Raw genomic sequence first — 12600 nt, 5'->3', positions numbered from 1 at the left:
CTCAGTTGGCATAAGCCAGTTGATAAGTTTTGCCCACTCGCTCGATATAACCAAAGCCCAGCTCGCCCAGATGCATCCCGGCGATCAGCAAACGATCGGCGCTGACGCGATCCAGCAAGCGTGCCCGCGTCCCGGCGGCTTGCAGCGGGTCCAGATCAAACGCAATTGAAACCTCGGGCCGGGCGATCTGGATCTGCGGAAAATGGACGATATCGCCCCACACCAGCACGCTGCGCGCTGCGCCGTCCACCCGAAACCCGCTGTGCCCTGCGGTGTGCCCCGGCAAGGCCACGGCGCTGATGCCGGGCAGGACTTCGCCAGCGGCAAATGGCTGCGTCTGCGCGTGGTATTGCGCGAACACCTTGCGTGCCAGCAAAAAATTGCCCTGCGCGCGCTCATTGGCGCGGGCCAGATGGGCATCATCCAGCCAGAACGCCAGTTCATCCTGATGCACCCGCAATGCGGCGTGCGGAAACGCCAGTGCCCCGCTGGCATCCAGCAGGCCGCCGATATGGTCAGGATGCGCATGCGTCAGCAACACTGTATCCACCTCGCTGGCAAGCACACCGGCCCGGGCCAGATTGGCCTGCAGGTCGCCGCCCCATTGCTTGTAGCCGCCCGCCCCTGCATCAATCAGCACGGTACGGCCGCGGCCACGCAGCAGATAGCTATTGATATGGATGGCGGCAGGATCGGTCATGCCCGCGGCCAGGTGTAATTGCGTGGCGGTATCGGGGTCAATATTGGAAAGCAGCGTCAACGGCGCCGGCAGGTAGCCGTCGCTGAGCGCGGTCAGGGTGTAATCGCCGATATGCTGGCTGGGAAATGGCTCAAGGTTCATGGGTTTAGCCTGGTTAGCAGATGGGGGCGGGGCCGGCTTCAAGCATCGGCGCTGACGAGTTGCTGCGTAATCGGCATATACAAACAGACGTCTGGTGGGATAGCTTCGATCTGTGCGCAGGCGGCGCGCTTTAGCGTGGCCAGCCAGCGTTGCTGTGGCGCTTGATCCAGCGCAACCGCTGCCAGCGACCATGGCCTTAGTCCGCATCCCAGCAGGCTAGCTGGGCCAACGGCGCTCAGCGCCAGCAGCTCGTCGGCCGCAACCTCTGGCGCACGCTCCAGGCCCGCGTACAGATTGCGGCGCCAGTCCGTAATATGCGGCTGCCAACGCGCGAAATTGCCGCCGCCTTTGGCTTGATATTCGGCGCTCTGCAACACGGCAAGGTCGGCCACGCTATGCAACGCCAGATAACGCGGGCCGGCTGGACTTAACGCACGCAAGCGTTGCGAAGTGCGAAAGCCGCGCACCGAAATCAGTGCGGGCAGTTTGCTCAGATCGTAAAAATCATTCCATTCCGCTTCGCTGGCGGGGTCGGTATAGCTGCATTCAACGGTGTAGATCATGGCGGGCTCCGGCTCAGGCAAGCAGGCTGCGTAAGGCCTTGGGTTGAGGTTGGCTCATGCTAGCCACGGCGGGACGCCAGATAAAACGATAATTCGGTATCCTGCCATGACAAAACATCAAGCCCATGCCCCGTCGTGGCTGCCGTTTCAGGAAAACCATGCGCCGCAAAATTCCCAGCAACACCGCCCTGATGGCCTTTGAGGCAGCCGCCCGCCATCGCAGCTTTGCCCGTGCGGCTGACGAACTGGCTCTCACCGAAGGCGCAATCAGCCGCCAGATCGCGCGGCTGGAAGCCTTTCTTGGTATCACGCTGTTCGAACGCATCGGCAATCGCGTGCGGCTGCTGCCCAATGGCGAACGCTACGCCGTGCAAGTGCGCGCGTCGCTGGACCGGCTGGAGCGCGACAGTCGTTACGTCATGGGGCAAAGCAGCGACAGCACCAGTCTGGACATCGCCACCATTCCCACCTTTGCCATGCGCTGGCTGATCCCGCGACTGGCCCGCTTTCAGCAGCAACACCCCGGCATCGAGATCAACCTGACCGAACGCATGGCGCCGTTCGTGCTGGCAGACAGCGGCTTTGACGCCGCCATCCACTTTGAACACCCCGCATGGGCGGGCATGCATACGTATCCGCTGGTGCAGGAAGTGCTGGTGCCGGTCTGCCATCCCGAGTTGCTGCAGACCTCGCGCGAACTGGATGCTTTGCCACGCCTGCATCGCCGGCAGAACCCGGATGCCTGGCAACAATACGCAGACGAAGCCGGCATTGTGCTGCGCCATCCCGCCGTGGGCGCGCGCTACGATCTGCACGCCATGTTGATTGCGGCCGCTCAGGCTGGGCTCGGCGTGGCGCTGGTGCCGCGCTTGTATGTAGAGGCTGATCTGGCGCGCGGTGATCTGGTCGCGCCGTGGCCCGAAGGCAAGACGGTATCCAAAACCTTCAGCCTGGTCATGCCGCAGGCGCTACCGGCCTGCACAGCGGCGCTGCAGTGCTTTGCGCAGTGGTTGCTGGCCGAGGCCCGCGCCTGAGCATGTAGTCGCCGCCGTTGCGCTAACAAGGAGCGGTCCTGGGCGTAAATAGTCCCGGCCATTTGTAGACTCGCTGTCATTACTAACCGGATGATCGCGATGCAACTCGTGGAACCCGCCTTCACTACCTCGGCCCCGCCGCGCCCCCGTCTGGTGTCATGGCATTTGCTGGGCATCGCGCTGGCCAGCGGCGTGCTGGCGGCGCTCGCGATGTGGTTCAGCCACAGCGCAGGCCGCATTTCGCCGGTCTGGTTGGGCAATGCCGTGGTGCTGAGCGTTTTGCTCGGGCGCCCGCGCGAGCAATGGCCGATGTTTTTGTTCTGCGCCATGCTGGGCAATTTCGGCGCCAGCATGGCCATGCATGACCAGCCGCTGATGTCGCTGGGCATGGCATTCTGCAATGCCATCGAAATCTGGATTGCGGCCCTGCCCTGGCGTGACCACGCCGAGCGCCTGCCCGATTTCACTCGTTTTCAGATCCTGCGGCACTTTGCCGTGTCCGGCATGCTGTTGGGCCCGGCGGTGTCCGGCATGATGGCGTCCGCCCTGCTGTGGTTCATGTTTGATAAACCGCTGTGGGACACGTTTTCAGTGTGGTACCCGGCCGACGCGCTGGGCCTGGCTGTGCTGACGCCGCTGGCCGTGTCCTTGCGCGCGCACCAGGTGGCGTGGCTGTTCAGCCGCACGCAGTGGCAATCCAGCGTGTTATGGCTGAGCGGCACGCTGGCCGTTACCGCGCTGGTGTTTGCGCAAAACCGTTACCCGATTCTGTTCTTGTGCCTGCCCGCCATCCTCGGCTGCGTGTTCAGCATGGGCCTGCACGGTGCGTTGCTGGCTGTGGTGTTGGGCAGCGGGCTGGCGCTGTGGCTGACCCTGGCCGGACATGGGCCGATGATGCTGGTGCCGGGCGACACCACGTCGCATCTGCTGCTGTTGCAGGGTTTTATCCTGACCTGCGTGTTGATGATTTTTCCGGTGGCCGCCACCCTGGCCGAACGCAAACGGCTGGAATCACGCTTGCGCCAGCGTGAAACGCGGTTTCGCATGATGACCGAATCGAGCGATGACATGACCGTCCTGCTCGATAAACAACGTACCCGGGTTTATGTGTCGCCTGCGGCCCGCGTGCTGTATGGCTGCGAGCCGGCGCAATTGCTCGGCCTGCAGGCCTTCAGCAATGTGCATCCGGACGATTTGCCGCAGATTGAGGCCGCGTTCGAAGCATTGAACAATGGTGACGAAAGCGCCAGCAGCACCTATCGCATCAAACGGCTGGACACCGGCCAATGGCAATGGATCGATGCCTTGTATCGCCGCATGCAGGGACGCGAATTTTCCGAGGTGCGCTATCTGCTCAACCTGCGCGATGGCACGCAGCAAAAAGAAGCGCAACTGGCCCTCGAAGCCGCCAACAAACATCTGATTACACTGGCCTCGATGGATGGCCTGACCCGCGTGGCCAATCGCCATACCTTTGACCTGCAACTGAACCAGGAATGGCAACGCACCATCCGCAGCGGTGGGGTGGTGGGTTTGCTGTTTATTGATGTCGATCACTTCAAGCTGTTTAACGACCTGTATGGCCATCAGATGGGCGACCAGGCCTTGTATCAGATTGCCCAGACCATAGGCGACTTTGCCCAGCGCCCCGGCGATCTGGCCGCGCGGTATGGCGGAGAAGAGTTTGCCGTGATCCTGCCGGCTACAGATATCGTCGGCTGTTACGAGGTGGCCGAACGCCTGCGCCAGGCGGTGCTGGATTTGCGGATTCCGCATGGCGCCAGCGCCAACGGGCAGATTACGATCAGCGTGGGTGCCGCCTGTATGTATCCACTGCCGGGGCAGCAGCAGGCTGAACTGGTTAAACAAGCCGATACCGCGGTGTATCAGGCCAAAGCCACCGGCCGCAATCGGGTATCGGTGGCGGGCTGAACGTAGGGAGATTTCACCATGGCAAGCAACAAAGCGGCGGCGCGCCATGCCGCACCGTGGAAAGCAAAAGGGCGCCGACTTGCGGCGCCCTGGCAAACAGTATGGCTGTTACAAATTACAGCGCGGCAGCATTGGCGGCCAGATATTCAGCAACACCTGCGGTGTCAGCCTTCATGCCCTTCTGGCCTTGCGTCCAGCCTGCCGGGCACACTTCGCCGTGTTCTTCAGTGAACTGCAGTGCATCAACCAGACGGATGAATTCGTCCACGTTGCGGCCCAGCGGCAGGTCATTGATGTACTGGTGACGCACGATGCCGTCTTTGTCGATCAGGAAGGTGCCGCGGAAAGCAACGCCATCAGCCGATTCAACATCGTAGTCTTTGGCGATTTCGTGCTTGGTGTCGGCCACCAGGGTGTAACCCACTTTGCCGATACCGCCGTTTTCAACCGGGGTGTTACGCCATGCGTTGTGGGTGAACTGGCTGTCGATGGACACGCCGATCACTTCCACATTGCGCTTCTGGAATTCAGCCAGGCGGTGATCAAATGCGATCAGTTCGGACGGGCACACAAAGGTGAAGTCCAGCGGGTAGAAGAACACCACAGCGTACTTGCCCTTGGTGGCTTCTTTGAGGTTGTAGCGATCGACGATTTCGCCCGAGCCCAGCACTGCGGCTGCGGTGAAATCCGGGGCTTGCTTGCCAACGAGAACGGCCATGTTGATCTCCTGAGAGTGGTTGCTGAAAACCCGGTGACAATAGGGGCGCTCACACCAGACTGTCAAATCGGGAAAGTTCATCCTGCTAATTTAAGAAAACTATCAACGTCTTAATCTGCATGCATCAAAGCTGCACACTTTGCCGGTGCATGCTGCCCGGCCCCGCGCCATGGTGCTGTAGCTAAACTGTCTGAAATTGCGCGCTGCAGCAGCGCGACGGTTGTCGAATTTTGCCGGCCTTGCCATGATATGCCGCGCTCCCAAAAATAAAATGCCGCGGGCACCGACCCCGGCACATCTGATTTCATTTCAGGAACAGAAACCACCATGCTCCGCGCCTTCCGATTGCTTCTGGGTGCCTTGTTGCTGCTGCAACTGACCGCCCCTGCCCGCGCTGCCAATGAGCCGATCACGATTCTGACTCAGCAAGATGTTTATAACGACTACATCCGGTTTATTGATAACCGGGATCCGCTAACCCTGAACCACTTTGATGGACAGGGCTCGCGCCGCGATGTGGTTGAGCTGGTGCTGGTGCAACAAGCCCTGGCGCTGGGCGGTTTGCGTGTGCCGATCAAGCTGGTGAAGGTGGATAACACCAGCGATTCGTACACGCGTTATCTCAAGGAAATTCTGTCCGGCAACGCCACCATGGGTGGCAATACCGCATGGCTGGTTGATCTGGGCTCGATCAAGGACAAGGTGTTTGTGTCAGCACCGATGATCCGCCCCGGCGAATTTGAAGCGGGCCTCTACACCACGCCGGAAAACAAAGCCGCGCTGGCGGCACGCAGCCTGGCCGACGTGCAGATGCTGACGGCGGTGGTGGCAGAAAGCTGGTTGCCGGATGTCGCAACGCTCAACGGCCTGAAACTGCGCAATGTGCTGCAGACGCAAAGCTGGGATTCCATGGTGGGTATGGTCGAAAAAGGCCGCGCCGATGTGCTGCTGGCCCCGTTCCAGCCCACGCCGGATATGTCTTTGTCGCTGGTCGGCTACAAGCTGGTGCCAATTCCGCAAATCAAGGTCGGGCTGGAGGGCAGCCGCCATTATTTTGTCAGCAAGCTGGCCCCGAATGGCGCCGCCACCTACGCCGCGCTGGAAAAAGGCCTGGCGCAATTGCGTGCCAAAGGGGTGATCGAACGCGCTTATCGCGAATCGGGATTCTTTAATACGCGTACGCAAAACTGGACGCGCATTAATTAATTGCGCTGTGGGGCCTGATCCAGCCGCACGCCCCAGCGCAATAGCCGCCGCAGCTGCCGGTGGGCGTCGGCCGAAACACTATCCGCCCAGATTGGCAGCGCCACAAAGCGGCCGTTGGCCCGATCCCGGCCGTGCAGAATCACCAACTGCGGCGTAATCAGCGTGCCAGGCAGCCAACGCAATGAGCGTGCGGGTTGCCCGCCCTGGGCCAGCGTCCAGCCACCGGGGCCGACTTCCACTGTGAGCGGGTACGGCGGCGTAGCCCGCCGCTGATAACACACCACGCCGAGCAGCATGACTAATCGCCACGGCCATGGCAAAAACAGCGCGGTGATCAGCGCCAGCACAGTCATGCCGCGTAGCCATAAGCACGCCCGCCGCGATGTCACCACAGTGAGCATCAGGGCGGGCGCGGTCATGGGCACAAGGCGCTCGGGTTATTGAATCTGGATCGAGCCCGCCACCGTCACCGACAACTTGCTGTCGCCGCCTTCAAGCGGCGCCGGTGCGGCTTCGGCCACTGGCGCGCGCATCAGCATGGCTTTGGCCATGATGGGCTGCGGACCGCTGTCGCTGGTATTGATATTGACGTTGACCATGCGCCAGCTGGCGCCTTCAAAGCCTTGCCGAACCAGATCGGCCCGTTGGCGGAAGGCCTTCATGCTTTGCTCGATCAGCATGTCTTCGGTCTGCTTGCGCGCTTCGTCCGAAACGCCATAGCGTATGCCCGCCAGTTGTAAGGGCAAGCCGCTGGCCAATGGTTGCTGCAATTGGCCCAGCAAACGGGACAAGGTTGGAAAATCGCGGCTGGTCAGACGCAATTCGCCACGACCGCGCCAGGCTTCCTGTTTGTTGGTTTTGCTGTTGTACACCGGATAAGTGGCATAGCCGGTACCGGCGGTCTGGATCGAGCTGTTCTGTTTGGCCAGCTTGATCGCGGCATTGAGCGTCTGGTTCACTTTGTCGGCCAGGCGCGACGGATCGCTGTCAGTCAGTTCAACAAACAAGGTGGCGGTCGCCAGATCATTGCTGACGTCCTTGCTGGCACTGGCTTCCAGATTCACCACGTTGTAGTTGAGCGGCTCGGCCTGCGCCAGACCGGCACAGACCAGGGCAGCCACAGCAAGGTACTTGAAGCGACGCATGTAACACTCCATAAAACTGCAGCGGCCGTAGCCGCTGCAATCACTGATCAAATCAAATCACGGCGCACCGCGCGTTCTGCTTAGTGATAACCGTGGTCCGCGGGCGTGTTGTGGATGTCTTCAGAGACACTGTCCATTACGCCCAGATGGATTTCGACATCAAACCATTCCCAGAACAACTTGAGATTACGTTTGGTCGGCCACTGGCTTTCGTCCTCGGCCCACGACGCAAGTTCCATCTCGAACAAGCGATCAGCAACATCATCGATGTAAGAAATACCATCTTCGGGTTCACTGACTTCCGGCACCAGAATCACGGTGCAATCGGCGCGGATATCGTCGAGCGTAAGGGTGACTTCATTGCCAGGCAAAGCATTAAGCCAGTCCAGAAACGGTTGCTTGGGCCGGATCAGCGCGGCAGAGCGATCAACGATAAACATGTGGGAACCTTCCTCCTGTTTGACGCAGTGCAGTAAAATCGCACTCGCGTTCCAAAATAAAACCAGAACATCAAAAACCCGTTACTACTAAAGACCCGCAGCCCTGCTGCATGGCCAAAAAAAATGAACCTGCCCGCCGGATACCCTGACCAGACCAGGCGCAAGCTTGTGGGCTGGCGCGCCGCCCTGATCCTGGACCATGCCAGCACGCCCATCTTTGGCCGGGCCATGGAAGCCAGCGAACAATCATTTGTAATCCTGTCTGAGCATAACGTGCCTGCCGGGGTGGAGTGCCGCATCTGCCTGGATGTGCTGGACACCCAAGGCCGACGCGGCTATCTCGACTTCCGTGGCCAGATTGCCAGCAGCACCCTGGTGGGCAAACTCAGCCGCTTCAAGCTGGTATGCCGCATCGTGCACATGGACGCCAGCCAGCGCGAATTTCTCGCCAGCAGCGTACGACAAGACAACTAAACTACCGCTGCCCTGCCGTACGCGCGCGCTTTATTGCGCAGCGGGCGGCTTTTTGCGACTACGCGGTGCGGCTGTGGGCGCTGCAACATCAGCATCGGGCGCAGTTTGCGCCTTTTTACGTGATCGCGCTGTAGCAGCCGGTGCCGGGCTAGTCGCAGCAGCGGTTTTGCCCGACGGTGCTGGCGCAGTCGATGCGGCGGTGGCCTTGGCTTTGGGCGGGGCGGCTTTGGGCGTGGCGGCCTTGGCAGTGCCGGCTTTGCTTACTGCGGGTTTGGCGCTGCTGGCCTTGCGCGTAGTGGGCTTGGCTGCGGCGGGGGTGGCGGGGCTGGCCGCCGCTTTGGTGCTACTCGCTGTGGCGGCCGGTGCTGCGGCGGGGCTGGCTTTGGCCGCCCGGGTTGCCGCTGCGGGCGCCGCTGTCACTTTGCTTGCCTTGGCCGCAGGCGCTTTGCTCGCTGCTTGCTGCGCCGTCGTGGCGCTGGCTTTTGTGGTGCTCGGTGCAGCGGCTTGGGCCTTTGCCTTGGGCGACGCGGCTTTCGACGCGGCTGGTTTTGCTTTGGCGCTGGCTGCTTCGGGTGCTGCCACTGCGGGCTTGGCCACCGCTGCTTTGGCTGCCGTCGCTTTGGCTGCCGCCGCTTTGGGGGCCGTCGTCGTTTTCTGTGCCGATACGGCTGGCGTCTTCGACTTTGCCGCAGTAGTCGGCCGGGCTGGGGGCTCCGTCACTGCGGGCGCAGGCGTCGCAGCGCTCAGCACCTCATTGTTTACTTGTGCCGCACGTGCCGCAGCACGGGCCCGCCGTTCTGCGCGCGTAGCTTTCTGCTTGGGCGCGGGTGCTGCCACAGCGGCGGCGACGGGTTTGGGCTTGACCGAATTGCGGCCGCTGCGATTAGCGGGTGGCGTCGTTGAGGTTGCGGCCGCAGGTACCGCCGCATTCGAGGTAGCCGCCAGGTTGGCATTGCGCGTGGCGTTGCGATTGCGGTTGCGATCACGGCTGCGACGCTTTTTGCCCGGCTCGGCAAGCGCCACGCTGGCGACGGCCTGGTTAACCGCAGCCTCTGCCGGCGAAGCCAACGGCGTTTGCGCCGCGAGTGGGGCCTCTACCACGGGTGCATTGCTGGCAAAGCGCGACCGCGTATTCCCGCGCCGATCGCCATTGCGTGCCGGCGGGCTATACGGCTCGGTACTGGCCGGCGCGCCCAACGGTGCGAGCACAAAATCAATCTTGCTGGTATCCAGATCCACCCGCGCCACGCGCACGCGAATGCGGTCGGTCAGGCGATACACCTGGCCGGTGCGCTCGCCACGCAATTCATGCCGGCGGTCGTCGTACTGAAAGTAATCACTGCCCAGTTCCGAAATATGCACCAGGCCCTCGACATACAGATTATCGAGCAGCACAAACAAGCCAAAGCCGGTGACAGCGGCGACGCTGCCTTCAAACACTTCGCCCACTTTGTCCTGCATGAAATAACACTTGAGGAAGTTGAGCACGTCGCGGCTGGCTTCATCAGCGCGGCGCTCGGTCACTGAGCATTGCACGCCGAGCGCATCCCACTTTTGCGCGGGCTTGTATTTCTTGCCAGCCAGAATCGCCTTGATCGAGCGATGTACCAGCAAATCCGGATAGCGCCGGATTGGCGAAGTGAAATGGGTATACGCCTCGTAGCCCAGGCCAAAGTGGCCTTTATTGTCCGGGCTATACACCGCTTGTTGCAGGCTGCGCAGCAGCATGGTTTGCAGCAGCGGCATATCTGGACGCTGCTTGATCTGCGCCATCACCGCCGAATAATCCGCCGCTTGCGGGCTTTCGCCCCCTTCCAGCGTCAAGCCGCATGAGCGCAGATATTCGCGCAGCTTGTCCAGCTTCTCGGGCGTCGGGCCTTCATGCACCCGGAACAGACTGGGGTGTTTGTTTTTAATCAGGATATCTGCCGCGCATACATTGGCAGCCAACATGCATTCTTCAATCAATTTATGCGCGTCATTGCGTACCACCGGCACGATCTCGCGAATCTTGCCATTATCGTCAAAGCGGATTTCGGTTTCGGTGGTTTCAAAATCAATTGCGCCGCGCTTGCCGCGGGCTGCAGCAAAGGCTTTAAACAGGTCGTAAAGCGTATTGATATGCGGCAGTACTTTTTTGTATTGCTTTGCATTGTCGCCTTTGGGATTTTCTATCATGTCCCAGACCTTGTTATAGGTCAGGCGCGCTTTGGAATGCATCACTGCGGGGTAAAAGCGATATTTCTTGATCTTGCCCGAGGCGCCCACATTCATATCGCAGACCATGCAAAGCCGATCCACTGCGGGATTAAGCGAACATATGCCGTTGGAGATTTCTTCCGGCAGCATGGGAATCACCCGGCGCGGAAAATAAACCGAATTGCCGCGTTCAATTGCCGTGGCATCCAGCGCATCGCCCGGCGTCACGTAGTGGCTGACATCGGCAATCGCCACCACCAGGCGCCAGCCTTTACCTTTTTTCTCGGCATAGACCGCATCGTCGAAATCGCGCGCGGTTTCGCCATCTATTGTCACCAGCGGCAGATCACGCAAATCTTCGCGCTCGACGCCTTGCACCGGTTTCAATTCTTTTTTGCCCACTTTCTGGGAAGTGGCTTCTGCTTGCGCTCTGGCGGCATCCGAAAACACATGCGGCAGATTATGCTTGCGCAGGGCAATTTCGATTTCCATGCCGGGGTCGCCGTAATCGCCGACAATTTCCACCACGCGGCCCAGCGGCTGCACATGGCGTTCCGGCTGCTGGATCAGCGCCACCACAACCACCTGGCCCGGTTTGGCCCCGCCGGTTTCGTGCGGCGGCACCAGGATATCGCGCGCGATGCGTTTGTCTTCTGCGGCGACGATAAACACACCCTGCTCGGCAATCAAACGCCCGACCAGCGTGCTATTGGCGCGTTCGGTCACTTCAACAATGGTGGCTTCTTTGCGACCACGCCGATCAACGCCCGATTCGCGCACCAGCACACGATCACCATGCAGCACTTTTTCCATCTCGCGTTGCGACAGATAAAAGTCATTGCCCGGCTCATCAGTCACCACAAAGCCGAAGCCTTCGGGATGGCCTTGCACCCGACCGGCCACCAGCGAAATCTTTTCCGGCAAACACACCGCGCCTTTACGGTTGATCATCAGCTCGCCTTCGCGGCTCATGGCACCCAGACGGCGTTCAAAGAACGCACGCTCAGGCGGGGTGATATCCAGCATCTGCACCAGCACATCCACCTCGAGCGGTGCGCCAGCATCGGCCAATACCTTGAGCACGAATTCGCGCGAGGGCAATGGATTATCGTAGCGCTGCTTTTCGCGCTCGAGATGCGGATCTTGTTGACGTAAGGACGGAGTGGCGATAGCGCCAGAAGTAGATGTGATAATCGCTGTTTTCTTTCTTGACATTGTTTTCGGGTTTCCTGATAATCGCGCTTCTTCGTTGCAACGCGAGTTCATTCTAGCGTAGCACAGTGCCCAGGTGGCGGAATTGGTAGACGCACTAGGTTCAGGTCCTAGCGCTCGCAAGGGCGTGGAAGTTCGAGTCTTCTCTTGGGCACCAAAGTATTAATGAAAAAACCCGCTTCGGCGGGTTTTTTCATTTCCGGTATTACTTTCTGCATTTAAATCCGCGCCTTATCCAGATTAGCCTGGCATTAGCGTTTGTCATCTGTTTGATTGGGCAAACCCACATTACCCGGCACCACCCCGCGTACTGGCATATTGATATCGCCATCCACCCCACCAACCTGTTTGCGATTGCTCACATCCAGCGGTGTATTGGTGCCCTGGGGCGGGCCCTCGCGGCGATCGGCGCGATCGGCATACAAGGGATTGGCATCACGGCCATTGGCCTCATCCGCAATCTGCCCATCACTGGCGGCCTGATCCACGCGGCCGGCAGGATCAACCCAGTTGGTATGTTCCATCGGATGCTTGTTCAGATTATTGGTCTCGGGATCATCAAGCTCTTCGGCCGACGCATTCGGCACATAGCCGCGCGCGGCGGTGTCACGCGACAGCGGGGTATCGGGTCGGTTGAACTGGGTCATGGCAGCGCTCCTGGTTGCAATTACACAGCACAGTTTTACGCTCATGGCCGCGGGTAGCCTGCAAGGCATAGGCGTGATCGCGCGTCAGCATATGCCTGGCATGTGCGTCCTGCCCGCCTGCGCGGCATGCGCCGACATCGGATCGCGCAGCCCGCGCACAGCATCTGCCACCGGCAAAGCCCAGAATGG

13 protein-coding genes and 1 tRNA gene are annotated in these 12600 nt (G+C 60.4%); 5 read left to right on the top strand and 9 right to left on the bottom strand.

Translation table 11 applies throughout. The annotated features are described in order from the left end of the window. Position 1 precedes the first annotated feature (1 nt). Positions 2 to 841, bottom strand: coding sequence for an MBL fold metallo-hydrolase (locus ACYQ1A_RS05355; RefSeq protein WP_499360825.1), 840 nt, complete (start codon positions 839 to 841; stop codon positions 2 to 4). 38 nt (positions 842 to 879) lie between these two features. Further along, a complete protein-coding gene (locus tag ACYQ1A_RS05350) occupies positions 880 to 1404 on the bottom strand; it encodes a hypothetical protein (protein ID WP_499360824.1) in 525 nt (174 codons plus the stop codon). 158 nt (positions 1405 to 1562) lie between these two features. On the opposite strand from ACYQ1A_RS05350, the gene ACYQ1A_RS05345 reads away from it, so the two are divergent. Both ACYQ1A_RS05345 and ACYQ1A_RS05340 read left to right on the top strand, forming a co-directional pair. Next, positions 1563 to 2438 carry a LysR substrate-binding domain-containing protein gene (locus ACYQ1A_RS05345; RefSeq protein WP_499360821.1) on the top strand — a complete coding sequence of 292 codons (876 nt, stop codon included), beginning with the start codon at positions 1563 to 1565 and terminating at the stop codon, positions 2436 to 2438. 99 nt (positions 2439 to 2537) lie between these two features. Beyond that, on the top strand, positions 2538 to 4370 hold the full coding sequence (locus tag ACYQ1A_RS05340; protein ID WP_499360819.1) for a sensor domain-containing diguanylate cyclase: 1833 nt from the start codon (positions 2538 to 2540) through the stop codon (positions 4368 to 4370). Positions 4371 to 4485: 115 nt separating this feature from the next. Here ACYQ1A_RS05340 and ACYQ1A_RS05335 read toward each other — a convergent pair whose 3' ends face one another. Both ACYQ1A_RS05335 and ACYQ1A_RS05330 read right to left on the bottom strand, forming a co-directional pair. Then, a complete protein-coding gene (locus ACYQ1A_RS05335) occupies positions 4486 to 5088 on the bottom strand; it encodes a peroxiredoxin (protein WP_499360816.1) in 603 nt (200 codons plus the stop codon). 110 nt (positions 5089 to 5198) lie between these two features. Beyond that, entirely contained in the window at positions 5199 to 5417 is a 219-nt protein-coding gene (locus ACYQ1A_RS05330) for a hypothetical protein (RefSeq protein WP_499360814.1), read from the bottom strand. On the opposite strand from ACYQ1A_RS05330, the gene ACYQ1A_RS05325 reads away from it, so the two are divergent. Next, on the top strand, positions 5416 to 6294 hold the full coding sequence (locus ACYQ1A_RS05325; RefSeq protein WP_499360812.1) for a hypothetical protein: 879 nt from the start codon (positions 5416 to 5418) through the stop codon (positions 6292 to 6294). The two genes, ACYQ1A_RS05330 and ACYQ1A_RS05325, sit on opposite strands and share 2 nt — an antisense overlap. On the opposite strand, the gene ACYQ1A_RS05320 is transcribed toward ACYQ1A_RS05325, so the two are convergent. The 3 genes from ACYQ1A_RS05320 to ACYQ1A_RS05310 all read right to left on the bottom strand — a co-directional run bounded on the left by ACYQ1A_RS05320 (position 6291) and on the right by ACYQ1A_RS05310 (position 7879). Next, the gene (locus ACYQ1A_RS05320; RefSeq protein ID WP_499360810.1) at positions 6291 to 6713 is read right to left on the bottom strand and encodes a protein YgfX; all 423 of its coding nucleotides are present in this window, start codon (positions 6711 to 6713) and stop codon (positions 6291 to 6293) included. The two genes, ACYQ1A_RS05325 and ACYQ1A_RS05320, sit on opposite strands and share 4 nt — an antisense overlap. An 18-nt stretch (positions 6714 to 6731) precedes the next feature. Then, positions 6732 to 7439 carry an SIMPL domain-containing protein gene (locus tag ACYQ1A_RS05315; protein WP_499360808.1) on the bottom strand — a complete coding sequence of 236 codons (708 nt, stop codon included), beginning with the start codon at positions 7437 to 7439 and terminating at the stop codon, positions 6732 to 6734. A gap of 80 nt (positions 7440 to 7519) precedes the next feature. Continuing rightward, positions 7520 to 7879: a hypothetical protein gene (locus ACYQ1A_RS05310; protein ID WP_062225625.1), complete on the bottom strand. Its 360-nt coding sequence runs from the start codon at positions 7877 to 7879 to the stop codon at positions 7520 to 7522. Positions 7880 to 8047: 168 nt separating this feature from the next. On the opposite strand from ACYQ1A_RS05310, the gene ACYQ1A_RS05305 reads away from it, so the two are divergent. Continuing rightward, complete coding sequence (locus ACYQ1A_RS05305; protein WP_499360805.1) at positions 8048 to 8353, top strand: hypothetical protein; 306 nt, start codon at positions 8048 to 8050, stop codon at positions 8351 to 8353. Between the two features lie 30 nt (positions 8354 to 8383). On the opposite strand, the gene rnr is transcribed toward ACYQ1A_RS05305, so the two are convergent. Continuing rightward, positions 8384 to 11767 (bottom strand): ribonuclease R, encoded by a 3384-nt coding sequence (gene rnr, locus ACYQ1A_RS05300; protein ID WP_499360804.1) that lies wholly within the window; start codon positions 11765 to 11767, stop codon positions 8384 to 8386. Between the two features lie 67 nt (positions 11768 to 11834). Here rnr and ACYQ1A_RS05295 point away from each other — a divergent pair. Next, positions 11835 to 11921, top strand: a tRNA-Leu gene (locus ACYQ1A_RS05295). 94 nt (positions 11922 to 12015) lie between these two features. Here the strand turns inward: ACYQ1A_RS05295 and ACYQ1A_RS05290 are convergent. Further along, the gene (locus tag ACYQ1A_RS05290; protein WP_499360802.1) at positions 12016 to 12411 is read right to left on the bottom strand and encodes a hypothetical protein; all 396 of its coding nucleotides are present in this window, start codon (positions 12409 to 12411) and stop codon (positions 12016 to 12018) included. Positions 12412 to 12600 lie beyond the last annotated feature (189 nt).

Source organism: Silvimonas sp. JCM 19000 (assembly GCF_054652575.1).
Note: the sequence above shows the minus strand (reverse complement) of the source record. Positions and strands in the feature narration are given on the sequence as shown.

What these genes read in the sequence shown, in the direction of transcription:
- ACYQ1A_RS05345 (WP_499360821.1), top strand. Translation starts at nt 1,563, where the DNA reads ATGCGCCGCAAAATTCCCAGCAACACCGCCCTGATGGCCTTTGAGGCA.
- rnr (WP_499360804.1), bottom strand. Translation starts at nt 11,767, where the DNA reads ATGTCAAGAAAGAAAACAGCGATTATCACATCTACTTCTGGCGCTATC.
- ACYQ1A_RS05355 (WP_499360825.1), bottom strand. Translation starts at nt 841, where the DNA reads ATGAACCTTGAGCCATTTCCCAGCCAGCATATCGGCGATTACACCCTG.
- ACYQ1A_RS05315 (WP_499360808.1), bottom strand. Translation starts at nt 7,439, where the DNA reads ATGCGTCGCTTCAAGTACCTTGCTGTGGCTGCCCTGGTCTGTGCCGGT.
- ACYQ1A_RS05290 (WP_499360802.1), bottom strand. Translation starts at nt 12,411, where the DNA reads ATGACCCAGTTCAACCGACCCGATACCCCGCTGTCGCGTGACACCGCC.
- ACYQ1A_RS05335 (WP_499360816.1), bottom strand. Translation starts at nt 5,088, where the DNA reads ATGGCCGTTCTCGTTGGCAAGCAAGCCCCGGATTTCACCGCAGCCGCA.
- ACYQ1A_RS05320 (WP_499360810.1), bottom strand. Translation starts at nt 6,713, where the DNA reads ATGACCGCGCCCGCCCTGATGCTCACTGTGGTGACATCGCGGCGGGCG.
- ACYQ1A_RS05310 (WP_062225625.1), bottom strand. Translation starts at nt 7,879, where the DNA reads ATGTTTATCGTTGATCGCTCTGCCGCGCTGATCCGGCCCAAGCAACCG.
- ACYQ1A_RS05325 (WP_499360812.1), top strand. Translation starts at nt 5,416, where the DNA reads ATGCTCCGCGCCTTCCGATTGCTTCTGGGTGCCTTGTTGCTGCTGCAA.
- ACYQ1A_RS05350 (WP_499360824.1), bottom strand. Translation starts at nt 1,404, where the DNA reads ATGATCTACACCGTTGAATGCAGCTATACCGACCCCGCCAGCGAAGCG.
- ACYQ1A_RS05340 (WP_499360819.1), top strand. Translation starts at nt 2,538, where the DNA reads ATGCAACTCGTGGAACCCGCCTTCACTACCTCGGCCCCGCCGCGCCCC.
- ACYQ1A_RS05330 (WP_499360814.1), bottom strand. Translation starts at nt 5,417, where the DNA reads ATGGTGGTTTCTGTTCCTGAAATGAAATCAGATGTGCCGGGGTCGGTG.